This window comes from Pseudomonas sp. GCEP-101 (assembly GCF_025133575.1).
Lineage (GTDB): Bacteria > Pseudomonadota > Gammaproteobacteria > Pseudomonadales > Pseudomonadaceae > Pseudomonas > Pseudomonas nitroreducens_B.
The window spans coordinates 2,911,099-2,933,700 of the sequence record NZ_CP104011.1 but is presented as its reverse complement, the minus strand read 5'-3'; the positions used below and the strand labels follow the sequence as shown (position 1 = coordinate 2,933,700).

Below are 22,602 nucleotides of genomic sequence, written 5' to 3'. Positions count from 1 at the left end.
TCAGCCTGAGAAAAACTGCAGGAACGCGCGCAGGTTCGCCTGCGCCTGTTCCACGCTTGCCGGGGCGAATTGCACTTCGCTGTGCGCCGGGCATTGCGCCAGGCGGCCGATGTCCAGCGGGTGCAGCACGCCCAGCAGCGGATAGCCGCCCATGCTCTGGCGGTCGGCCAGCAGGACAATCGGCTGGCCGTCCGGCGGCACCTGGATGGCGCCTTCGACGATCCCCAGTGACCATTGCCGGCACGGGGCGCTCAGCGCCGCGCCGCGCAGTCGCATGCCCATGCGGTCGGATTGCGGGCTGACCTGCCAGCGCTGCGCGAAGAAGGCCCGCCGCTGTTCCTCGCTGAAAGCATCCGGGCCGGGCAGCACGCGCAGGGTCGGGATCGCGCGGTAGTCCGGCCGATACGGCCAGGGCACGCTGGCGCCACGCGCGAAGCGCTGGCCGTCGGCTGCGCATTCCAGCCGATCGTTGACGGCCAGGGGCAGGCCATTGCCGCCAGGACCACCGAGCTTTTCCCGCGTCTGGGTCGCGACGCTACCCAATACCGAATTCGCCCGGAAGCCGCCCGCCGCGGCCAGATAGGCCCGTTGCCCGGCACGGGCGAAGCCCAGCTTCAGGCGCTGGCCGACCCGCACGGGAAAGCGTGACCAGCTCGGCAATGCCTCGCCATCCAGGGTCGCCGGCAGCTCGGCGCCGGTCAGCGCCAGCCAGGTGTCCACCTGCGCTTGCAGCTCCAGCCCGCCCAGCGCGATTTCCAGCAGCGGCAAGCCCTGCGCGTTGTGCAGCAGGCGATTGGCCCAGGCCGCCGCGTGTTTATCCACCGGGCCACCGGGCGAGACGCCCAGATGCTGCCAGCCCAGGCGGCCGCCATCCTGCAGCAGGCACAAGGGCCCGCAGGCGATGACCTTCAGGCTCATGGCTGGCCCCCGGCCGCACGATAAGCCGCCTCATCGATGGGTACGAAGCGCACACGGTCGCCCACCGCCAGCGGGCACGGCGGCTGCCGATGGGGATCGAACAGGCGTTGCGCGGTGCGGCCGAGCAGATGCCAGCCCCCGGGCGAGGCCTGTGGATAAACCGCCGTCTGCCGCTCGGCAATCGCCACGCTGCCGGCGGGCACTTGCGTGCGCGGCGTGGCCCGGCGCGGCAGGGCGAGGCCTTCGTGCAGTTCGCCGAGGTAGGCGAAGCCAGGGGAGAAACCGATGGCGCCGACGCGATAGTCGCGGCCGGTGTGCAGGTCGATCACCTGGGCAGACGTCAGCCCGCAGTGCCGGGCGACGTCGCTGAGGTCTTCGCCGGCGTACCACACGGCGATTTCATGCAGGCGCCCGGCCTCGTTCGCCGGGTAATCGCCGGGCCAATCCTGCAGCGCAGCCTGCACGCGTTTATGCAACTGCGGCAGGTCGATGCGCATCAGGTCGTAATGCAGCAACAGCGTGGTCCAGCCGGGGACGCAATCCGTCAGCGCCTCCCCCAGCTCGACGCGCAGGCGCTCGGCCAGTTGGGCGATGCGCAACGGCAGGGCGTCGTCGGGTTGCTCCGCGAGCGTGATCAGCAGCGCCGTGGCGCCGAAGGGTTCGACACGGATCATGCCTGGTCCAGCAGGCCACGCAGGCGCCGCAGCACCGCCAGGGATTCGGGGTTGTCGCCATGCACGCAGAGGCTGTCGGCGCGCAGGCGCAGGGGGTTGCCGTCGATATCCGGGAAGGCTTCGCCACGGGCGATGGCCAGGGCCTGGTCGAGGATGCGCTGGGGATCGTGGTGCACGGCGTTGGGCAGGCGTCGCGGGGCGAGCTGGCCGTCGGGCAGGTAGGCGCGGTCGGCGAAGGCCTCGAACATCAGCGGCACGTCGGCGACGTCGGCCAGCTGTAGTTCGCGGGTGTTGTCGGCCAGCGCCAGCACCATCAGCGGCAGGCGTTTGCGGTAGGCGGCGCAGGCGTCGAGCACCGCGGCGAGCAGCGCGTCATCGCGCACCAGGTCGTTGTACAGCGCGCCGTGGGGTTTGACGTAGGCCACCTGGGTACCGGCGGCGCGGCAGAAGGCGTCCAGCGCGCCGATCTGGTAAAGCACCAGTGCATGCACCTCTTCCGGCGAGCAGCTCATGTGCCGACGACCGAAGCCGGCGAGGTCCGGGTAGGCCGGGTGCGCGCCGATGCTGACGCCCTGCTCCACCGCCAGGCGCACGGTGCGCTGCATGGTCAGCGGGTCGCCCGCGTGGTAGCCGCAGGCGAGGTTGGCCTGGTCGATCAGGGGCATGGCGTGGGTGTCGTCGCCCATGCGCCAGGCGCCGAAGCTTTCGCCCATATCGCAGTTGAGCAGGATTCGCGCGGTGGGCTCGGTCATCTATTTCGCCGTCCTTTCCAGATTTCCTACAGGTTAAGGCAGCAACAGGCCTTTGGCCTTTGGAGAATACTCAGTCCCGCCCAGGAGGAGTACCATTGCGCCATTAGACCCGTGGAAATATCCCCCCGAATGATCAAAGCTGCCATCCTGGCCGCCTTCGGCCTGAGCATCGTTTACGTCCACCTGCGTGGGCGGGTGCGCCACAAGTTCATGCGCCAGTTGAGCGACCACTCCAGCTTCCTGGCGCCGATCAACTGCATCATGTACCTGTTCTCCAAGGTGCCGAGCCGCCCCTACCTGGCGACCGACGAGTTCCCCGAGATGCGTCTGCTCAGCGACAACTGGGAGACGATCCGCAGCGAAGCCCTGCACCTGCGCGACGCCGGCAGCATCAAACGCTCCGAGCAGCTCAACGACGTGGGGTTCAATTCGTTCTTCAAGACCGGCTGGAAGCGCTTCTACCTGAAATGGTACGACGACAGCCACCCGTCCGCCGACGCCCTGTGCCCCAGGACGACCGAGCTGCTGCGGCAGATTCCGTCGGTGAAGGCGGCGATGTTCGCCGAGCTGCCGCCGGGCTCGCGCCTGGTGCGCCACCGCGACCCCTACGCCGGCTCGCTGCGCTACCACCTGGGCCTGCTGACGCCGAACGATCCGGGCTGCTTCATCGAGGTGGACGGCGAGCGCTACCACTGGCGCGACGGCGAGGCGGTGGTGTTCGACGAGACGTACATCCACTATGCCGAGAACACCACGGCGCATGACCGGGTGATCCTCTTCTGCGACATCGAGCGGCCGCTGAAGTACCGCTGGGCGACGGCATTCAACCGCTGGTTCAGCCGCAACGTGATGGCCGCGGCGGCTTCGCCCAACGACGACGGCGACAAGACCGGCGGCATCAACCGCGCCTTCGCCTCGCTGTACAAGATCCGCCTGCAGGGCAAGGCCCTGAAGAAGCGCAACCGTACCCTGTATTACCTGCAGAAGTGGGGCTTCTTCGCGGCGGTACTGGCGCTGTTCCTGTGGATCTGAGCTACTCCTGAATCCGGGCTGCACCGGAAACCGAAAAGGCCTCCGCATTCGCGGGGGCCTTTTTGTTTTGGGTCAGTGGAAGCGTTGCAGGCGGCGGTAGGAGCGGACCTTGTCCGCGAAATCCCGTGCGGCGGATTCCGTTGCTGCCGGTCATCGCTGCTCGCGACGCCAACGCCGGCCCTGCCGGCGGATCGCGGGCAGGGCCCGCACGTACAGGAGAAAGCCCGCGCGAGGCTCTTGACCTTGTAGGAGCGAGCTTGCTCGCGAACCCGCCCAGCTGTTGAGCCGACGGGGAGTTCGTTCGCGAGCAAGCTCGCTCCTACGAAAGGCCTGTCACACCGAGCGTAGGAGCGGACTCCGTCCGCGATCAGCTACGCCCGACTCCCGATCAATACACATCGCGCCGATAGCGCCCGCTCTCCAGCAGCGCTTCGACCTCGGCATCGCCGAGCATCTCCCGCAAGGCGCGGTCGACGCCTTCGGCCATGCCCTGCAGGCTGCCGCAGACGTAAATCGCCGCGCCGTCGTCGAGCCACTGGGCGAGGACTTCGCCGCTGGCGCGCAGGCGGTCCTGCACGTAGACCTTCTGCGCCTGGTCGCGGGAGAAGGCGACGTCCAGGCGCTGCAGTTCGCCACGCGCCAGCAGGCCTTCCAGCTCCTCGCGGCAGTAGAAGTCGTGGGCGATGTTGCGCTCGCCGAACAGCAGCCAGTTGCGCGAGCGCCCCTCGGCCACGCTCGCCTGCAGCAAGGCGCGCAGGCCGGCGATGCCGGTGCCGTTGCCGATCAGGATCAGCGGGCGATCATCCTCGGGGAGGTGGAAGCTGCGGTTGCGGCGCAGGCGCAGCAGCAGGCTGCCGCCCTCGGGCAGGTACTCGGTCAGCCAGCCGGAGCAGATGCCCAGCGAGCCGTCGGCGTGTTGCTCCTGGCGCACGATCAGCTCCAGGGCGCCTGCGCTGCGCAGCGAGGCGATGGAATACTGGCGCACCGAGAGTTTGATCAGCGCATCCACCACCGCCTGGCCGTGCTGGCCGACCAGGTGCTCCAGGTTGCCCGGCAGCAGGCAACCGGCGAGCGCATCCTTCAGCGGCAGGGTCAGGCCATCCACCTGGACCTTGGTCGCGCCATCGAGGCCGAGGCGTTCCAGCCAGCGGGCCACGAGGAAGTCCGGTTGGCGTGGGACGATTTCCACCAGATCGCCGGCGGCCCAGTCGATCTGCGACTGGCTCGGCGCGGTCAGGCGCAACAGCCAGGTGGATTCGCCCTGGCTGCCGGGGTTGAGGTGGATGCGCTCGCTCAGCGTCCAGACCTCGAAGGCCGGCGCGCTGAAGGCCACCTGCGGCGCCGTACCGGAGAGTTCGGCCAGGCGCACCTGCCAGTCATGCAGCGCGGCGGCGTCGCCGTTGTCGACTTCCACGCCATCGAACAGCGGGCGCGCGCCCTGCCCTTGCAGCCAGCCCTGCATGCGCCGGGCGAAGCCGCAGAAGTGCTCGTACTGGCGATCGCCCAGGGCAAGGATGGCGAAGCGCAGATCGTTCAGGCCCAGCGTCTGGCCAAGCACCTGGCGCTCGAAGCCGCGGGCGCTGTCCGGCGCTTCGCCTTCGCCGAAGGTACTGACCACGAACAGCGCATTGCGGGCCTGCTCCAGCTGCGCGCGGTCCAGCTTGCCCAGCGGCTCGACACGCACCGGCAGCCCGGCGGCCTGCAACTGGCCGGCGCTCTGCCAGGCCAGTTGCTCGGCGAAGCCGCTCTGGCTGGCATAGCCGATCAGCCAGGCGTCGGCGCCACCGGCGCTGTTGTCCAGTTCACCGCGGGCGGCCTGCGCAGCGCGCTTCTTGCGCCGGCGGTCGAGGTAGAGCAGCCAGCCGGTGATGAAGAACAGCGGCATGGCGAGGCTGGCGAGCATCATCAGGATGCGCCCGGTGAGGCCGAAGTAGCTGCCCACGTGCAGGGCGTAGACGCTGGTGAGCAGTTGCTTGCCGGCGCTGCTGTCGTTGTAGCGGCGGTCCTTGAGCAGCTTGCCACTGGCCGGGTCGATGGTCATCTCGTTGAAGGCGCGCTCGTGGGCGGCGTCATCAAGGAGGTAGAACACGGTGGCCGGCTGGCCCTGCACCGGCGGCAGGCGCAGGTTGTAGGCGGTCATGGCGGCGCCCCCGGTCTGCTGGATGGTGCTCCAGATGGCCGTGGCGTCCACCACCGGCAGCGGGCCTTGCGGCGCCGGGCCACGCTTGCCGCCGCCGCGCTGGCCACTCTTGGCCTGGCCGGCAGGGGCGTCGTCGAGCAGCCTGAACAGGCCGTTGCGGTACCACTCGTAGGACCAGTACAGGCCGGTCAGCGCGGCGAGCAGATAGAACACCAGGCACCAGGTGCCGGCCACCGCGTGCAGGTCCCAGTTGAAGGCGCGGCCTTGCTTGCGCCAGTCGAAGGTCAGCCAGGTGCGCCAGCTCAGCGCCTTGCGCGGCCAGCGCAGGTAGAGCCCGGAGAGGCAGAAGAAAATCAGGATCAGGGTGCAGGCGCCGGTGATCTGCTGCCCGGTTTCGCCGGCAGCGAGGAAGCGGTGCAGTTGCATGATGAACTGGAAGGCGCCCTCGCCCACCGGCGCGGGCAGCGCCTGGGCGGTGTACGGGTCGACATAGCGCGATTCGCCACGGCGCTGGCCCGGCGGCGGGGTGAAGAAGATCCGCGCGGATTCCACGCCTTCGGTCTTCAGCCAGAGAAAGGCGACCTTCTTGCCCGGCTCGGCGCTTTCCACCCGGCGGATCAACTCGTCCATCGGCAGCACGGCGCCAGCGCGCTTTTCCACCACCAGGCTCTCGGGGTTGATGGCGCGCAGGATTTCATCCTGGAACGACAGCATCGCCCCGGTGATGCCCATCAGCGCCAGCACCAGACCTGCGCTGATGCCGAACAGCCAATGCAACTGGAACAGGACTTTCTTCAACACCGCAGCTTCACCTTCGACCAGCCATCACGCAGGGCGGGCATTTTAATGAGAATTGATCGCAAGCGCAGCCAATTTAACACTCTTAACCCTGGGCCCGACTTCGCCGGAGCGGCCAGGCCCGGATATTGAAAAACCCCGGCCGAGGAGCATCGGCCGGGGCGGGTCGCCAGCGGGGCGCGACCTCAGAAGTGGACGTTGACGCCCAGCAGCGCGGTACGGCCTGGGGCCACATGCGCCATGTGGGTGCTGAAGACCTGGTCGAAGTAGCGCTTGTCGGTCAGGTTCTGCACGTTGAGCTGCAGGTCGACGTTCTTGCTGATCACGTACTTGGCCATGGCGTCGTAGCGCCAGTAGGACGGGATCATGGTGCTGTTGGCGGTGTTGCCGAACTGCTCGTCGACGTAGGTGGCGCCGCCGCCCACGGTGAAGTTCTGCAGCACGTCGTAGGTCGACCAGAGGGTGAAGTTGTTCTGCGCGGTCTGCGGCATGCGGTTGCCTTCGTCGCTGGCCACGCTGGACTTGAGGATCTCGCTGTCCAGGTAGGTGTAGCCGCCGAAGACCTTCCATTGGGGCGTCAGTGCACCGCTGAAGCCCAGCTCGATGCCCTGCACGCGCTGCTCGCCGTCGAGCACCTGCACGGTGGAATCATCCGGCGAGGCGACCCGGGCATTGGTCTTGTCGGTGCGGAAGATCGCCGCGTTGAGCGACAGCGCTTCGTCGAAGAACGCCCACTTGGTGCCGATCTCGTAGTTGCGGTTGCGTTCCGGATCGAGGTTCTCGTTGGCCAGGGCGAGGTCGCCGCCGCCTTCACCGGCGGTCTCGCCACTGGGGTTGCTGGAGGTGGACCAGGCGGCGTAGACGCTGCCGTTGGGCGCCGGCTTGTAGACCACGCCGACCTGGTAGTTCCAGAAGTGGCTGTTGTTCTGGCGGTCGAAATCGCCGGCGGGCGAGCCGCGGCCGCCGGTGGAGTAGCCGCTGGAGCGGGTCTCGAAGTCGTCGTAGCGCAGGCCGAGGTTCAGGTCCCACTGCTCGCTGAGCTTCAGGGTGTCGAACACGTAGGCCGAGGCGGTCTTGGTGTCGGTGTCGGTGAAGGCGGCGCTGTCGGTGATGCGGCCGGTCCAGTGGTCACTGGGGGTGGGCCTGTTCAGGCTGGTGCAGTCACCGCTGGCGATCAGCGACGGGGTGCAGAGGTTGCCGCTGCCGCCGCCCGGGGTGATCACATAGGGACGGTTGTGCACGTCCTCGTAGCTGAACTCCATGCCGGTCACCAGGGTGTGGCCGACGAAGCCGGTGTCGAAGCTGGCCTTCAGGTCGGTCTGGTTGACCCAGCCCTTGGAAGTGGAGTTGCGGTTCTTCGAGGAGCGATACACCAGCCCGTTGGCGACGTTGCCGCGGCTGTCGTCGGGGTTGGTGGCAATGTAGTCGAGGGTGGTGCGCACCAGACGGAAGCTGTTGGACAGGGTCAGGTTGTCGTTCAGGTCGTGCTCGATGCGGAAGGTGCCGGTATCGGTGGTGCTCTTGCGGTAGTCGCGGTCGTTCAGGCCGTAGAAGTTGCTCTTGTCCACGGACACCGGCTTGCTCGGGTTGCGCTCGCTGCGCCCGGCCAGGGTCAGCGGGATGCCGTAGTCGGGCATGTCGTCGGTGGACAGGTGGTAATACGACAGCGTCGCGCGGGTCGGCGTGTCGAAGCCGAAGGTGACGGTCGGCGCGACGCCCCAGCGGCTGACGTTGACCTCGTCGCGGCCGGCGACGTTGGCGTCGTGCTTCATCAGGTTCAGGCGGAAGGCCGCGTTGTCACCCAGGCGGTGGTTGACGTCCAGCGTGGTGCGACGGGTCTGGTCGGAGCCCAGCACGATGCTGGCGTCGTTGAAGTCGGCCTGCTTGGCGGTCTTGCTGATCAGGTTCAGGCTGCCACCGGTGGAACCGGCGCCGGTGTAGGCGGAGCCCGGCCCCTTGCTGACTTCGATCTGCTCGATGTTGAAGACTTCGCGGGTCTGCGAAGCCACGTCGCGCATCCCGTCGAGGAAGGTATCGCTCTCGGCGTTGAAGCCGCGGATGAACGGACGATCGCCCGCCGGGTTGCCGCCCTCGCCCGCGCCGAAGGTGATGCCGGGCGTCGTGCGCAGGGTGTCCTGCAGGGTCAGCGCGCCGGTGTCCTTGATCACCTGCTGCGGGATCACGGTCACGGTCTTGGGCGTGTCCAGCAGCGGCGCGGTGTATTTCTCGTTGGAGGACGTCTCGACGTTGTAGGTAGTCGGGTCCTGCTGCTGCGTCCCCACGACGGTATCGGCCTCCAGGGACAGCACGTCCTCGCCGGACTTCTTCGGCGACGCCTCGGCAGCGTGGGCCAGGTGAGTGCCCGACATGGCGGTGATCGCCACGCCGACGGCGGAAACCAGCAGGCGCGGCGTGCTGCCGGCGAACTCGGTGGATTGACGCGACATCGAGACTCCCTCCCCAGGGGTTCATGAAGGCCGCGCAATTTATTGCAATTGAGAACTTGTATCAATTCACATTCATTACCATACGCACATGATTTACAACTTTTACATTTTCCCCCGGTCGGAAGCGGGAACAGGCCGGTTGTGCCGCCATGTTGCAAATCATTATCATTGGCAAACTATCGAAGCTGTTGGAATCGGCCCATGCTGCTGCACATCCCTGGCGTGTTCACCCGCGATGAAGTGACGCGCATCCGCGTCGCGCTGGAACAGGCCGAGTGGGCCGACGGCAAGGTCACCGCCGGCTACCAGTCGTCGCGCGCCAAGCACAACCTGCAACTGCCGCAGGACCATCCGCTGGCCCGCGAGATCGGCGAGGCCATGCTGCAGCGCCTGTGGAGCAACCCACTGTTCCAGTCCGCCGCGCTGCCGAACAAGGTGTTCCCACCGCTGTTCAACTGCTACACCGGCGGCGGCTCGTTCGACTTCCACATCGACAACGCCGTGCGCGACGCCCAGGGTGGCCGCGAACGCGTGCGCACCGACGTCTCCTCGACGCTGTTCTTCAGTGACCCGCAGGACTACGACGGCGGCGAGCTGGTGATCCAGGACACCTACGGCACCCAGCAGGTGAAGCTGCCGGCCGGCGACCTGGTGCTCTACCCCGCCACCAGCCTGCACAAGGTCAACCCGGTGACCCGCGGCGCGCGCCTCGCCGCGTTCTTCTGGACCCAGAGCCTGGTGCGCGAGGACAGCCAGCGCGCCCTGCTGTTCCAGATGGACCAGTCGATCCAGGCGCTGACCCGCGACGTGCCGGACCACCCGGCGCTGGTCGAGCTGACCGGCACTTACCACAACCTGCTGCGCCGCTGGGTGGATGTCTGATTCGCCATGAGTTTCATCCTGCGTCGCACCGAAGAAATCCACGTCGAGGACCTCACCGGCCAGCTTGCCGATGACCCGCGGCAAACCGCCCGTCTGATCGTCGCCGGCGCCCGCGACGGCGACCTGGAAGCCCAGGCGCTGCTCGGCCAGATTCTCCTCGACGGCCACGGCATCGAGCAGGACGAACGCCTTGCCCTGGCCTGGTTCGGCATCGCCGCCGAGCGCGGCCACGCCATGGCCCGCAACATGCTCGGGCGCTGCCTGGAACACGGCTGGGGCTGCCCGCAGGACGAAGCCGGCGCCGCCCGCCATTACGCGCAGGCCGCCGGGCAGAAGCTCGACTGGGCCATGTACAACCTCGCCAACCTGCTCGCCACCGGCCGCGGCGTGCCGCGCGACGACGCCCGCGCCCTGGCGCTGTACCAGAGTGCCGCGGCGCTGGGGCATGCCAAGTCGATGAACCTGGTCGGGCGCTTCCATGAGGAAGGCCGGGCAGTGCCGCGCGACCTGGCCCTGGCGCACCAGTGGTACCGCCGGTCCGCCGAGGCCGGCGACTTCCGCGGCCAGTTCAGCCACGCCACGGTGCTCGCCGAACGCGGCGACCTGGCGGGCGCGCGTATCTGGCTGGAACGCGCGCTGGAAGGCGGCAACCTCAACTTCCTGCGTGTGGCCCGCCAGCAACTCGCCGCCTCCCTGCCCCCCAGCCTGAACGAGCTGACCCTGGCCTACTTCCAGCGCGCCGCCGAACTGGGCGATGAGTCGGACCTGCGTCACCTCGCCGAACACCTGGGCGCCGCATGAAGCTCATTTGACGTAATTTTCACGCGCGTCCTGCTACCTTTGCCGGCTACCCTGGCTGCCGGAGTGTTCGGCAGCCGCCTGGCAACGACGAGGCGCAAGTGTCGAACACCACACCCCCCGCAGCGCGCAAACGCGTGGACTGGGCCGCCCTGGGCTGGCTCCTGCTGTTCTTCTGGTACTTCTCCGGCGTTACCCAGGCGCTGATCCTGTTCAGCGGCACCACCGGCTTCGCCGGCTTCCGTGATGCCTTCTTCCTCAGCAGCCTGTGGCTCGCGCCGCCGCTGCTGCTGCCGCGTTTCACCAAGGGCATCGCCGCCATCATCGGCCTGGTGCTGTGGGGCGCCTCGCTGGTAGGCCTGAGCTACTTCGGCATCTACCACCAGGAATTCTCGCAGAGCGTCATCTTCGTGATGTTCGAGTCGAACACCGCCGAGGCCGGCGAGTACTTCAGCCAGTACTTCAGCCTCTGGCTGTGCCTGGCGCTGCTGGCCTACAGCGTGGTCGCGGTGCTGCTGTGGAAGCGCATCCGCCCCATCAACATGCCGGCCTACGCCCGCGTGCCGCTGGCCGTGCTGCTGGTGGTGATGAACCTGTTCTACCCCTTCTACAAGCAGATGGTCACCCAGGAGCGCACCTTCGCCCAGGCGCTGGAAAAGGTGCAGTCGCGCATGGAGCCGGCGGTACCGTGGCAACTGGTGGTGGGCTACGTCCAGTACCGCCAGCAGCTGGACAACATGCAGAAGCTGCTGCAACAGAACGCCTCCCTGCCGCCCCTGCAGAACCTCAAGGACAGCAGCGGCGACGAACCGCGCACCCTGGTGCTGGTACTGGGCGAATCCACCACCCGCCAGCACATGCACCTGTACGGCTACGGCCGCGATACCACGCCGAACCTCGACGCCCTCGCCGCCAGCGGCCAGGGCCTGACGGTGTTCCAGAACGTGGTGGCGCCGCGTCCCTACACCATCGAGGTGATGCAGCAGATCCTCACCTTCGGCGATGAGCAGAACCCGGACAGGTTCCTCACCGATCCGTCGCTGATCAACCTGATGAAACAGGCGGGCTACAAGACCTTCTGGATCACCAACCAGCAGACGATGACCAAGCGCAACACCATGCTCACCACCTTCTCCCAGCAGACGGACGAGCAGGCGTACCTGAACAACCAGCGCAACCAGAACGCCAGCCAGTACGACGGCGTAGTGCTGGACCCGTTCGAGAAGGCCCTGAAGGACCCGGCGCAGAAGAAGTTCATCGTGGTCCACCTGCTGGGCACGCACATGGACTACCGCTACCGCTACCCCGAAGAGTTCGCCTACTTCAAGGACCGCCAGGGCGTGCCCTCGGCGCTGTCGGATGACCAGGTGGAGACTTACAACTTCTACGACAACGCGGTGCGCTACAACGACTTCGTGGTGTCGAGCCTGATCAAGCGTTACGCCGAGTCCAGCGCCAACGGCTTCATGGTCTACCTCTCCGACCACGGCGAGGACGTCTACAGCTCGGGCAACCACGACCGCCTGGGCCGCAACGAAATGGCCCCGACCCGGCCGATGTACACCATTCCGTTCATGGTCTGGACCTCGCCGAGCTGGCAAGCCGCCCACCCGCGCGACCTGAAGGCGGTAGCCGACCGGGCGTACAGCAGCTCGCACCTGATCCACACCCTGTCCGACCTCGCCGGCCTGAGCTACGACCGTTACGAGCCGGCCAAGAGCCTGGTGAGCCCGCAGTTCGTCGTCGCCCCGCGCTGGATCGGCGACCCGTACAAGAAAGACGGCCTGCACGAGTTCGACAAACTGCCGCAGGACCAGCCCGCGCCGCAGGAAATCGCCAAGGACGCCAAGGCCCCGGCCACCGCACAGACACCGGAACCGGCGCAACCCAAAGAGGGTTGAGTCGGCCCGGATGTCCTGAAAAACGCCCCGCCATTGCGGGGCGTTTTTCATTGGGCCCGACGGTGCAGTGACAGCCTCGGTATCACCAGGGTAAAGGCGGCAGAGTGCGGTTCGCGAGCAAGCTCGCTCCTACGGGTGGCGTGCTACCTCGATGGATTCCTGATACTCCGTGGGCCGCCGCGTGGGGTTTCGCGGACAAGGTCCGCTCCTACGCGTACCGGAAAGCCGGAGTTGACCTGTAGGAGCGCGCCATGCGCGCGATCGCGGGCATGGCCCGCTCCGACACCGCAACGCCGGTGCCTGGGAATGCCCGGCTTACACCTGAAACCTCGGCGTCAGTGCGGTGGATTTCGCGGACAAGGTCCGCTCCTACGACGAGCCGTCCGTCGTTGGCTTTGGCTTTGGCTTTGGCTTTGGCTCATTAAGGTTTCCAGAGAAACGTCCGCGCGCTCCGCATCGCCCCGTTCAGGAGGCCGAGTGGAAGCGGAGTTTAAGGGGTTGAGCGGCATGGATGCCGCAAGAGCCGCGATGGGCCAGGGATGGCCCACCGCGGCGTGCCCCTGGAACTTCGCTGGAGCGAGGGAATTTTTCGCCTGAGCGAAAAACCGGATGTCCGGGGCAAGACCTTTGGTTACTTTCTGTCGTTTGAGAAAGTAACTCGCCCGAGGGGGCGAAACAGGAAGCCCGCGCGCACGCCGAAGCGGCGCTGGAGCCCCCACGCCAACGCAGCAAGCAGCAAGCAGCCCCAAAACGCCAGTAAAAAAGAAAGCGCCGGCCTTGCCGGCGGATCGCGGGCATGGCCCGCTCCTACAGGGGGACCGCGCGGGTTTCGCGGACAAGGTCCGCTCCTACCCAAATAAAAAGCCCCGCGGATGCGGGGCTTTTTCAGTGCAGCAAGGCTTACAGGTAGAACGCCTTCAGCGGCGGGAAGCCGTTGAACTCCACCGCGCTGTAGCTGGTGGTGTAGGCGCCGGTGGACAGCCAGTACAGGCGGTCGCCGGCAGCCAGGTTCAGCGGCAGGCCGTACTTGTAGTGCTCGTACATGATGTCCGCGCTGTCGCAGGTGGGGCCGGCGATGACCACTTCTTCCAGCTCGCCCGCCTTCTCCACGTGGATCGGGAACTTGATGGACTCGTCCATGGTTTCGATCAGGCCGGAGAACTTGCCCACGTCGGTGAACACCCAGCGCTCCACCGCGGTGCGCGACTTGCGCGCCACCAGCACGACTTCGCTGACCAGGATGCCGGCGTTGGCGATCAGCGAGCGGCCCGGCTCGAGGATGATTTCCGGCAGGTCGTCACCGAAGTCCTCCTTGAGGAAGCGGATGATTTCCTCGGCGTAGGTTTCCAGGCTGTTGGTCTTGGCGATGTAGTTGGCCGGGAAGCCGCCACCCATGTTGATCAGCTTCAGCTCGATGCCGTCTTCTTCCTTCAGGCGCTCGAAGATGACCTTGACCTTGGCGATGGCCGCATCCCACACGCCGATGTCGCGCTGCTGCGAACCCACGTGGAAGGACACACCGTAGGGCACCAGGCCCAGGTCGCGGGCCAGCACCAGCAGGTCCATGGCCATGTCGGACTGGCAGCCGAACTTGCGCGACAACGGCCAGTCGGCCGAGGTGGAGCCTTCGGTGAGGATGCGCACGTAGACCTTGGAGCCCGGCGCGGCCTTGGCGATGTTGCGCAGGTCGGCTTCGGAGTCGGTGGCGAACAGGCGCACGCCCTTCTCGTAGAAGTAGCGAATGTCGCGGGCTTTCTTGATGGTGTTGCCGTAGCTGATCTGCTCGGCGCGCACGCCGGTCTTCATCACCTTGTCCAGCTCATAGATGGAGGCGATGTCGAAGTTCGACCCCTTGTCGCGCAGCAGCTCGGTGATCTCGGTGGCGGGGTTGGCCTTCACCGCGTAGTAGATCTTGGCGAAGGGGAAGCAGTCGGTCAGCTGGTCGTAGGCGTCGGCGATGGTCTGCTTGTCGATGACGACGAAGGGGGTTTCCTGCTTGTCGGCAAAAGCCTTCATGCGCTGGAAGGTTTCGGGGGCGAAGTAATCCTCGACCTTGATGGACATGGTTGGGACTCCAAATGGCAGAACAGGTTATTCGTAGGGGTGAAGCTGAACGTCGAATCCGTTTCCCCACTTTGGTTCGCCTACTTCCCAAGGCATGTCGCCGAGTATCACCTGAGCTCAATAGTCAGGCTGACTCTCGTCGTCAGTACTTGAGCCGGATGGATCGTTTCCAGCATGGACGTTCGGGCGCGAACTTTAGGACCTGAAGTTCATGAGTTCAACCCTGGATTGCCGCTTTTTTACATCCCTTTGTCGCACTGCCGGTTGACTGTTTCGGATACTCAACAAAATGCACGGAATACCGCACAGGACGGGGCTTTCGACGATCTTTTGCATCATCGTCCTACTGGGTTAACGACCGGTGACAGAGGGGGGAGTTCAGCTGATAAGGATGGGTGGGGCGGGAGAGGATTTTTTCGGGAATTTCGGAGCGGACGCCATCCCCTCACCCCTGCCCTCTCCCAAAGGGAGAGGGGGTAACCCGAGCAGGCCGGAAGTCTGTCGCGGATGGACAGGCTGACGCTGGCCCGCCAACAAACTCCGGACGGTCCCTTCTCCCTCCGGGAGAGGGTTAGGGTGAGGGGCACGCGCCCACAGGAAACCCTCAGGAAGCCTGCGCCACCTCCGCCGGCGACACGATGATTCCCTTGCTGCCGCGCGAGCGCCCCGAACTCAGGTAATCGGCAATCGACTCCTGCGTCACCTCGCCAAGGAATTGCCCCTCGGCATCCAGCACCGGAAGCCAGGAGCTGTTGAACTCGTACATGCGCGACAACAGGATGCGCAAATGCTCGTCGTGGCTGGCGGTGACGCGGAACTCGTTGAGGAAGTTGCCGCACACACCGTCCTGCCGACGCAGCTCCTTGCGGCGCACATAGCCCAGCCCCTTGCCGTTGGCGTCCACCACCACCAGGTAGCGGCGGTCGTCTTCCTCCATCTTCTCCAGCGCCTCGGCCACCGGCGTCTCCGGGCTGGCGGTGACGATGCTGCTGTCGGCGGCATCCTCGGCGCGCACCAGCAGCAGGCGCTTCAGGGTGCTGTCCTGGCCGGTGAAGGCGCTGACGAATTCGTCCGCCGGGTGCGCCAGCAGGGTGTCCGGATGGTCGAACTGGAGCAGCCGGCCGCTCTTGAACACCGCCACCTTGTCACCGAGCTTGATCGCCTCGTCGATGTCGTGGCTGACCATGATCACGGTCATGCCCAGCTTGCGCTGCAGCTCGAAGAACTCGTTCTGGATCGACTCGCGGTTGATCGGGTCCACCGCGCCGAACGGCTCGTCCATCAGCAGCAGCGGCGCGTCGGCCGCCAGCGCGCGGATCACGCCGATGCGCTGTTGCTGCCCGCCGGAAAGCTCGCGCGGGTAGCGCGACAGGTACTGCTTGGGTTCGAGCTTGACCATGGCCATCAGCTCGCGGGCCTTGTCCTTGCACTTCTGCTTGTCCCAGCCGAGCAGGCGCGGCACGACCATGATGTTCTCCTCGATGGTCATGTTGGGGAACAGGCCGATCTGCTGGATCACGTAGCCGATGTGCCGGCGCAGGGTCACCTCGTCCAGCTCGCGGGTGTCCTGCCCATCGATCAGCACGCGGCCGGACGTGGGCTGGATGATGCGGTTGATCATCTTCAGCGTGGTGGTCTTGCCGCAACCGGAGGGCCCGAGGAACACGCAGATCTCGCCCTTCTCCACGGTCAGGCTGACCTTGTCCACGGCGCGGAACTCCTTGCCGTCCTTGAGGGTGAAGGTCTTGGTCAGTTGGTCGAGTTCGATCATGTTCAGTCTCCTGTCTGCGGGCGCAGGCCCTTGGGGGTGAGCGCACGCTGCAGCCATTGCAGCAGCAGGTCGGCGGCGATCGCCAGGAGGCTCACCAGCACGGCGCCGACCACCAGCATGGGCATGTTGGATTGGCTGATGGAATTGAGGATGAGCACGCCCAGGCCGCCGGCGCCGATCACTGCGGCGATGGTCATCACGCCGATGTTCATCACCACGGCGGTGCGCACGCCGGCGAGGATCACCGGCACGGCGATGGGAATGTCGACCATCCGCAGGCGCTGCCAGAAGGTCATGCCGATGCCCTTGCCGGCTTCGCGGATGCCGGGCTCGACGTTGGTCAGCGCCAGGTAGGTGTTGCGCAGGATCGGCAGCAGTGAATAGAGGAATACCGCGGTGATCGCCGGCAACGGGCCCAGGCCCTGGCCGATCTTCGAATACAGCGGCAGCATCAGGCCGAACAGCGCGATGGACGGGATGGTCAGCACCACGGTGGCGGCGCCCTGCAGCGGCCCGGCGAGCCACTTGAAGCGCGTCATCAGCACGCCCAGCGGCACGCCGACGAGGATGGCCAGGCCCACGGCGATGGACACCAGCATCAGGTGCTCAAGAGTGAGTTGGCCGACCTGGGACCAGTCCAGGCGCGAGATCACGGTCATGAAGTCCATGTCAGTTCTCCTCCTGTGCAGGTTGTTCCTCGACAGGCCTGGCCTTCTCGCCCAGCAGGCCATGCTCGCGCAGGAACTTCCGGGCGACGCGCTGCGGCGGCTCCTGCTCGATGTCGACCTGGGCGTTGAGCGCCTGCATGGTCTTGTCGTCGAGCAGGTCGGAGAGGGGCTCGAACAGGGTCTTCAGTTCCGGATGCTTCTCCACCAGGTCGGCGCGCATTACCGGGGCGGCGTTGTAGAAGGGGAAGTACTGCTTGTCGTCCTTGAGCACGCGCAGCTTGAAGTCCTTCAGGCGGCCATCGGTGGTGTAGACAAGGCCGACGAACACCTGGCGATTCTTCAGCGCGGTGTAGACCAACCCGGCATCCATCTGGCGCACGTCGTCGCGGGTGAAGTGGAAGCCATACAGCTGGCTCATCGGTCCCAGGCCGTCGGGGCGCCCGGCGAATTCCGGGTCCATGGCGAACAGGTGGGTCTTGCCCTCGCCCTGCTCCTTCATCACCCGGGCCAGATCGCTCAGGGTGTGGACGCCGAGTTCCTCGGCCTTCTCCTCAGGCATCGCCAGCGCGTAGGTGTTGTTGAACGGGGCGGGCTTGGGCCAGACCAGGCCCTTCTTGGCGTCCAGCTCGCGCACCTTGGCCAGGGACTGCTGGGCATCGAGCTTCTCGGTGACCTTGTTGTAGACGATCAGCGACGAGCCGGTGTACTCCCAGACCAGGTCCAGCTGGCCGCTCTCCTGGGCACTGCGCGCCAGGGTGCTGCCCAGGCCGTTAGTGACCTTCACCGCGTAGCCCTTGCTCTGCAGGTACTGCGCGGTCAGGGCCGTGAGGATGCGCTGTTCGGTGAACGGCTTGCCGCCGATGCGGATCACATCGGCCGCGTGGGCAGTGGCGGTGGCGGCGAGAAGCAGCACGCCCAGCGCGCCGAGTAATGGTTTCATGGCGAGTCCTTTCATCGTGTCAGCCCCCGCTCCAGCAGCGTGCGGCTGAACAGCACCACCAGGCCGTCGAGCACCAGCGCCAGCAGCGCGGTGCACACGGCGCCGAGCAGCAGCTTGGATTGGTCGTCCAGGGCGATGCCGGGGAAGATCAGGCTGCCGAGGCTGTTGGCGCCGATCAGGAAGGCCAGCGGTGCCGAGCCGACGTTCAGCGCCAGGGCGATGCGCACGCCGCCCATGATCAGCGGCACCGCGTTGGGCAGTTCGACGCGCAGCAGCACCTGGCGCGGTGTCATGCCGATGCCGGTGGCGGCTTCCTTCAGCGAGGCGGGCACGGCGCGCAGGCCTTCGTAGGTGTTGCGCACGATGGGCAGCAGCGAGGCGAGGAACAGCGCGAGGATGGCCGGGCCGTTGCCGATCCCGACGATCGCCAGGGCGATGGCCAGCACGGCCAGCGGCGGGATGGTGTTGCCGACGTTGAACACCTGCATCAGGCGCTCGGCCTGCCCCTGCAGCGCGGGCCGGCTGAGCAGGATGCCGGCGGGAATACCGACCGCGACGGCGGCCAGCATGGACGCGAACACCAGCACCAGGTGCGCCTGCAGGTAGAACAGCAGGTCTTCGCGGTACTGCCACAGGGTGGCGGGGGTGATCCAGTGGATCAGCAGGGCCAGCACAACGACTGCGAAGCAGACGCCGAACAGGGCCTTGCCCGTGGTGGTTTTCACCATGGTTGGGGGACTCCCTTCGGGTGCGCGGCGACTGGCATCGCCACGCTCACTTGACGCTCGATCCCGTCCAGAATGCTAGTGGGGACCGTGATTAAAGGTGACGGGAATCAAGCACTTGCGGATTGCCGACACGAAGGGATGGACCCTCCTGCGTGCCGTTGCGTTCAATAAAACTGCCATCCTTCTGCCATTGCGCAGCGGCTGAATCGGCGGCAGCGCCCGTGATCCGGGGGCTGTGGGCGACACGTTTTCTTTCAAAAAAAACGCGGATGGCGCTGAACCATCGGCATTCGCGCCTTGCCCAACGCCGAATGCGCCCGGCGGCCGCCCCCAGCGGTTATCATCGGGCTTCCTTTCGCGTGCCCCCGACCCATGGATAGGTCACTCGGGGCCGGCGTCTTGCCTACCAAGGAGATTCATCGCCATGCTCGATCTGGCCGCGGCGTTCATCGCGCTGACCACCCTGCTCACCTACGTCAACTACCGCTTCATCCGCCTGCCGCCGACCATCGGCGTCATGGCCACCGCCCTGGTGTTCTCCTTCATCGCCCAGGGCATGTCGCTCTTGGGCTATCCGGTGCTGGAGGTCGAGATGCAGCAGATCATCAGCCGCATCGACTTCTCCGACGTGCTGATGACCTGGTTCCTGCCCGCCCTGCTGTTCGCCGGCGCGCTGCACGTGAACCTCGCCGACCTGCGCAACTACAAGTGGCCCATCGGCCTGCTGGCCACCTTCGGCGTGCTGATCGCCACCACCGTGATCGGCTACCTGGCGTACTACACCTTCGCCCTGTTCGGCTGGCACGTGGACTTCATCTACTGCCTGCTGTTCGGCGCACTGATCTCGCCCACCGACCCCATCGCCGTGCTGGGCATCCTCAAGTCCGCCGGCGCGCCCAAGCCGCTGGCCACCACCATCGTCGGCGAGTCGCTGTTCAACGACGGCACCGCCGTGGTGGTGTTCACCATCCTGCTGGGCATCCTGCTGGCCGGCGAGACGCCCACCGTGTCCTCCATCGCCTGGCTGTTCGTGCAGGAAGCCATCGGTGGCGTGCTGTTCGGCGCGGCGCTGGGCTATGGGGTATTCCTGATGATGCGCGGCATCGACCAGTACCAGGTGGAGGTGATGCTCACCCTGGCCCTGGTGATCGGCGGCGCGGCGCTGGCGGCGCGGCTGCACGTGTCCGCGCCGATCGCCATGGTGGTGGCCGGCCTGATCATCGGCAACCAGGCGCGCCACTACGCCATGTCCGACGAGACGCGGCGCTACATCGACAAGTTCTGGGAGCTGATCGACGAGATCCTCAACGCCCTGCTGTTCGCCCTGATCGGCCTGGAGCTGCTCCTGCTGCCGTTCAACTGGCTGCACGTGGTGGCCGCCTTCGCCCTCGGCGGCGCGGTGCTGATCTCGCGCCTGCTCACCGTGGCCCCGGCCATCCTAGTGCTGCGCCAGCGGGAGAACGGCCGCCGCCAGGTGCCCGCCGGCACCATCCGCATCCTCGTCTGGGGCGGCCTGCGCGGCGGCGTGTCGGTGGCACTGGCGCTGTCCCTGCCCCTGGGCGAGCAGCGCGACCTGATCCTCAGCCTGACCTACGTCGTGGTGCTGGTGTCCATCCTGTTCCAGGGCCTGTCCATCGGCCCCCTCGTGCGGCGCCTCTACCAGGGCACCGAGCCGGCCGCCGACAGCCAGCACTGACGGCGCCCGACAGGGTCCGCAAGCCTTGCGTCGCCGGGTCTGCCGGCGACGCTGCGGTTTACGCTATAATCCCGCGCTTTTCGGGCCGCTTGCCGCCCGTCTTCACCGAATCGACCAGGCACCCATCCATGAGCATCCAAGCCGCCGAAGTCGCGAAGCGCCGCACGTTCGCGATCATTTCCCACCCCGACGCCGGTAAGACCACCATTACCGAGAAGCTCCTGCTGATGGGCAAGGCGATTGCCGTCGCCGGTACCGTGAAGTCGCGCAAATCCGACCGCCACGCCACCTCCGACTGGATGGAAATGGAGAAGCAGCGCGGCATCTCCATCACCACCTCGGTGATGCAGTTCCCCTACCGCGAGCACATGATCAACCTGCTCGACACCCCCGGCCACGAAGACTTCTCCGAAGACACCTACCGCACCCTGACCGCGGTGGACTCGGCGCTGATGGTCCTCGACGGTGGTAAGGGTGTAGAGCCGCGCACCATCGCCCTGATGGAAGTCTGCCGCCTGCGCGACACGCCCATCGTCAGCTTCATCAACAAACTCGACCGCGACATCCGCGACCCCATCGAGCTGCTCGACGAGATCGAAGCGGTGCTGAAGATCAAGGCCGCGCCGATCACCTGGCCGATCGGCTGCTACCGCGACTTCAAGGGCGTGTACCACCTCGCCCAGGACAAGATCATCGTCTACGTGCCGGGCCACGGCCACGAGCGCATCGAGACGAAGATCATCGACAAACTCGACTCGGACGAGGCGCGCGCGCACCTGGGCGACCTCTACGACAACTTCCTCGAAGAGCTGGAACTGGTGCAGGGCGCCTGCCACGAGTTCGACAAGGACGCCTTCCTGAAGGGCGAGATGACCCCGGTGTTCTTCGGTACCGCGCTGGGCAACTTCGGTGTCGACCAGGTGCTCGACTGCATCGTCGACTGGGCCCCACAACCGCTGGAGCGCGGCGCCCACGAACGCACCGTGGCACCGACCGAGGAGAAGTTCTCAGGCTTCGTGTTCAAGATCCAGGCGAACATGGACCCCAAGCACCGCGACCGCATCGCCTTCATGCGCATCTGCTCGGGCAAGTACGAGAAGGGCATGAAGATGCGCCACGTGCGCCTGGGCAAGGACGTGAAGATCGCCGATGCGCTGACCTTCTTCTCCAGCGAGCGTGAGCAACTGGAAGAAGCCTATGCCGGCGACATCATCGGCCTGCACAACCACGGCACCATCCAGATCGGCGACACCTTCACCGAAGGCGAGGCGCTGGGCTTCACCGGCATCCCGCACTTCGCCCCGGAACTGTTCCGCCGCGTACGCCTGAAGGACCCGCTCAAGTCCAAGCAGCTGCGCCAGGGCCTGCAGGAACTGGCAGAGGAAGGCGCCACCCAGGTGTTCTTCCCCGAGCGCAACAACGACATCATCCTCGGCGCCGTCGGCGTGCTGCAGTTCGACGTCGTCGCCAGCCGCCTGAAGGAGGAATACAAGGTCGAGTGCGCCTACGAACAGATCAACGTCTGGTCCGCGCGCTGGATCGAGTGCAAGGACGAGAAGAAGCTCAAGGAGTTCAAGGACAAGGCGTTCGAGAACCTCTCCGTGGACGGCGGCGGCCACCTCACCTACCTGGCCCCGACCCGCGTCAACCTGAGCCTGATGGAAGAGCGCTGGCCGGACATCACCTTCCGCGCCACCCGCGAACACCACTGAGTTCGCCGCTCACCGAAACGCCCGCCTTGTGCGGGCGTTTTCATTTGCGCCGCACTGCTTTTCGTAGGAGCGAGCTTGCTCGCGAACAGGACCCCGCAAGTTCGCGAGCAAGCTCGCTCCTACAGTCAGCCCCTGCCTCCTCTGCAAACCTTGGCGCTGGTTTGCGAGAGGGTTTGGCGATGGGATTTCACGGCAAGCATTTGCGCAACGGACGTCATTCGCTCGAAGGGCAGATATATCTGGTGACCACCGTTACCTATCAACGTGAACCGCTATTCGTGCAATGGAACGCATGCTGTTCGGTCGCCCGCGGGCTTCACCAGCTGACACACGCCAAACTCCTCGCCTGGGTGTTGATGCCAGATCATCTGCATTGCCTGGTCCAACTCGAGAGCGGCTCATTGAGCGACTTCATGCAACAGCTGAAATCCCTCACTGCCGTCTCGTTCAACAGAGCCCTGAAGCGCACAGGCAAAGTCTGGCAATCCGGCTATCACGATCACGCCTTGCGCCGTGACGAAGATCTGAAAACCGCAGCCCGCTACCTGGTCGCCAATCCCGTTCGCGCTGGACTTGTCCGCTCTGTTCGAGACTATCCCTTCTGGAACGCCGCCTGGCTGTGACGTATAGCCTTGTAGGAGCGAGGGGGACGCCGTCGTTATTGCTCGCGAACAGTCCCTG

General features: G+C 66.0%; 17 protein-coding genes. 7 read left to right on the top strand and 10 right to left on the bottom strand.

From position 1 onward, the window contains the following. From N0B71_RS13425 to N0B71_RS13415, 3 genes are read right to left on the bottom strand one after another with little or no spacing between them, the layout of a single operon-like run. On the bottom strand, window positions 1–918 hold the full coding sequence (locus N0B71_RS13425; RefSeq protein ID WP_259759323.1) for a biotin-dependent carboxyltransferase family protein: 918 nt from the start codon (window positions 916–918) through the stop codon (window positions 1–3). Further along, entirely contained in the window at window positions 915–1,592 is a 678-nt protein-coding gene (pxpB, locus tag N0B71_RS13420; RefSeq protein ID WP_259759322.1) for a 5-oxoprolinase subunit PxpB, read from the bottom strand. The genes N0B71_RS13425 and pxpB overlap by 4 nt, the downstream gene beginning before the upstream one ends. Further along, entirely contained in the window at window positions 1,589–2,344 is a 756-nt protein-coding gene (locus N0B71_RS13415) for a 5-oxoprolinase subunit PxpA (RefSeq protein WP_259759321.1), read from the bottom strand. Before N0B71_RS13415 ends, pxpB begins: the two co-directional genes overlap by 4 nt. A 132-nt stretch (window positions 2,345–2,476) precedes the next feature. On the opposite strand from N0B71_RS13415, the gene lpxO reads away from it, so the two are divergent. After that, the gene (gene lpxO, locus N0B71_RS13410; RefSeq protein WP_259759558.1) at window positions 2,477–3,376 is read left to right on the top strand and encodes a lipid A hydroxylase LpxO; all 900 of its coding nucleotides are present in this window, start codon (window positions 2,477–2,479) and stop codon (window positions 3,374–3,376) included. Window positions 3,377–3,764: 388 nt separating this feature from the next. On the opposite strand, the gene N0B71_RS13405 is transcribed toward lpxO, so the two are convergent. Then, on the bottom strand, window positions 3,765–6,314 hold the full coding sequence (locus N0B71_RS13405; protein WP_259759556.1) for a sulfite reductase flavoprotein subunit alpha: 2,550 nt from the start codon (window positions 6,312–6,314) through the stop codon (window positions 3,765–3,767). 185 nt (window positions 6,315–6,499) lie between these two features. Then, window positions 6,500–8,761, bottom strand: coding sequence for a TonB-dependent receptor (locus N0B71_RS13400; protein ID WP_259759320.1), 2,262 nt, complete (start codon window positions 8,759–8,761; stop codon window positions 6,500–6,502). Window positions 8,762–8,962: 201 nt separating this feature from the next. Here N0B71_RS13400 and N0B71_RS13395 point away from each other — a divergent pair, with 201 nt between their 5' ends. The 3 genes from N0B71_RS13395 (at window position 8,963) to N0B71_RS13385 (ending at window position 12,342) form a co-directional block, all read left to right on the top strand. After that, a complete protein-coding gene (locus tag N0B71_RS13395; RefSeq protein WP_259759319.1) occupies window positions 8,963–9,643 on the top strand; it encodes a Fe2+-dependent dioxygenase in 681 nt (226 codons plus the stop codon). Window positions 9,644–9,649: 6 nt separating this feature from the next. Then, window positions 9,650–10,444, top strand: coding sequence for a tetratricopeptide repeat protein (locus N0B71_RS13390; protein ID WP_259759318.1), 795 nt, complete (start codon window positions 9,650–9,652; stop codon window positions 10,442–10,444). A 98-nt stretch (window positions 10,445–10,542) separates the two neighbouring features. Then, on the top strand, window positions 10,543–12,342 hold the full coding sequence (locus N0B71_RS13385) for a phosphoethanolamine transferase CptA (RefSeq protein ID WP_259759317.1): 1,800 nt from the start codon (window positions 10,543–10,545) through the stop codon (window positions 12,340–12,342). 900 nt (window positions 12,343–13,242) lie between these two features. Here the strand turns inward: N0B71_RS13385 and N0B71_RS13380 are convergent. The 5 genes from N0B71_RS13380 to N0B71_RS13360 form a co-directional block, all read right to left on the bottom strand. Continuing rightward, a complete protein-coding gene (locus tag N0B71_RS13380) occupies window positions 13,243–14,406 on the bottom strand; it encodes a type III PLP-dependent enzyme (RefSeq protein ID WP_088421176.1) in 1,164 nt (387 codons plus the stop codon). A gap of 604 nt (window positions 14,407–15,010) precedes the next feature. After that, window positions 15,011–16,177, bottom strand: a complete 1,167-nt coding sequence (locus N0B71_RS13375; RefSeq protein ID WP_259759316.1) for an osmoprotectant ABC transporter ATP-binding protein OsmV — start codon at window positions 16,175–16,177, stop codon at window positions 15,011–15,013. Window positions 16,178–16,179: 2 nt separating this feature from the next. Next, complete coding sequence (locus tag N0B71_RS13370) at window positions 16,180–16,845, bottom strand: ABC transporter permease (RefSeq protein WP_259759315.1); 666 nt, start codon at window positions 16,843–16,845, stop codon at window positions 16,180–16,182. A gap of 1 nt (window position 16,846) precedes the next feature. Continuing rightward, complete coding sequence (locus N0B71_RS13365; protein WP_259759314.1) at window positions 16,847–17,785, bottom strand: glycine betaine ABC transporter substrate-binding protein; 939 nt, start codon at window positions 17,783–17,785, stop codon at window positions 16,847–16,849. 11 nt (window positions 17,786–17,796) lie between these two features. Continuing rightward, window positions 17,797–18,513 (bottom strand): ABC transporter permease, encoded by a 717-nt coding sequence (locus N0B71_RS13360; RefSeq protein ID WP_259759313.1) that lies wholly within the window; start codon window positions 18,511–18,513, stop codon window positions 17,797–17,799. A gap of 424 nt (window positions 18,514–18,937) precedes the next feature. Here N0B71_RS13360 and N0B71_RS13355 point away from each other — a divergent pair, with 424 nt between their 5' ends. The 3 genes from N0B71_RS13355 to N0B71_RS13345 all read left to right on the top strand — a co-directional run bounded on the left by N0B71_RS13355 (window position 18,938) and on the right by N0B71_RS13345 (window position 22,544). Beyond that, window positions 18,938–20,209 (top strand): cation:proton antiporter, encoded by a 1,272-nt coding sequence (locus N0B71_RS13355; protein WP_259759312.1) that lies wholly within the window; start codon window positions 18,938–18,940, stop codon window positions 20,207–20,209. A 128-nt stretch (window positions 20,210–20,337) separates the two neighbouring features. Next, entirely contained in the window at window positions 20,338–21,921 is a 1,584-nt protein-coding gene (locus N0B71_RS13350; protein WP_259759311.1) for a peptide chain release factor 3, read from the top strand. 179 nt (window positions 21,922–22,100) lie between these two features. Next, a complete protein-coding gene (locus tag N0B71_RS13345) occupies window positions 22,101–22,544 on the top strand; it encodes an REP-associated tyrosine transposase (protein WP_259759310.1) in 444 nt (147 codons plus the stop codon). The last annotated feature ends 58 nt before the right edge of the window (window positions 22,545–22,602 follow it).

Bases quoted from the DNA above. Each gene is read 5' to 3' on its own strand.
- N0B71_RS13425 (WP_259759323.1), bottom strand. From the start codon at position 918: ATGAGCCTGAAGGTCATCGCCTGCGGGCCCTTGTGCCTGCTGCAGGAT.
- pxpB (WP_259759322.1), bottom strand. From the start codon at position 1,592: ATGATCCGTGTCGAACCCTTCGGCGCCACGGCGCTGCTGATCACGCTC.
- N0B71_RS13415 (WP_259759321.1), bottom strand. From the start codon at position 2,344: ATGACCGAGCCCACCGCGCGAATCCTGCTCAACTGCGATATGGGCGAA.
- N0B71_RS13400 (WP_259759320.1), bottom strand. From the start codon at position 8,761: ATGTCGCGTCAATCCACCGAGTTCGCCGGCAGCACGCCGCGCCTGCTG.
- N0B71_RS13395 (WP_259759319.1), top strand. From the start codon at position 8,963: ATGCTGCTGCACATCCCTGGCGTGTTCACCCGCGATGAAGTGACGCGC.
- N0B71_RS13390 (WP_259759318.1), top strand. From the start codon at position 9,650: ATGAGTTTCATCCTGCGTCGCACCGAAGAAATCCACGTCGAGGACCTC.
- N0B71_RS13380 (WP_088421176.1), bottom strand. From the start codon at position 14,406: ATGTCCATCAAGGTCGAGGATTACTTCGCCCCCGAAACCTTCCAGCGC.
- N0B71_RS13375 (WP_259759316.1), bottom strand. From the start codon at position 16,177: ATGATCGAACTCGACCAACTGACCAAGACCTTCACCCTCAAGGACGGC.
- N0B71_RS13370 (WP_259759315.1), bottom strand. From the start codon at position 16,845: ATGGACTTCATGACCGTGATCTCGCGCCTGGACTGGTCCCAGGTCGGC.
- N0B71_RS13365 (WP_259759314.1), bottom strand. From the start codon at position 17,785: ATGAAACCATTACTCGGCGCGCTGGGCGTGCTGCTTCTCGCCGCCACC.
- N0B71_RS13360 (WP_259759313.1), bottom strand. From the start codon at position 18,513: ATGGTGAAAACCACCACGGGCAAGGCCCTGTTCGGCGTCTGCTTCGCA.
- N0B71_RS13355 (WP_259759312.1), top strand. From the start codon at position 18,938: ATGCTCGATCTGGCCGCGGCGTTCATCGCGCTGACCACCCTGCTCACC.
- N0B71_RS13350 (WP_259759311.1), top strand. From the start codon at position 20,338: ATGAGCATCCAAGCCGCCGAAGTCGCGAAGCGCCGCACGTTCGCGATC.
- N0B71_RS13345 (WP_259759310.1), top strand. From the start codon at position 22,101: ATGGGATTTCACGGCAAGCATTTGCGCAACGGACGTCATTCGCTCGAA.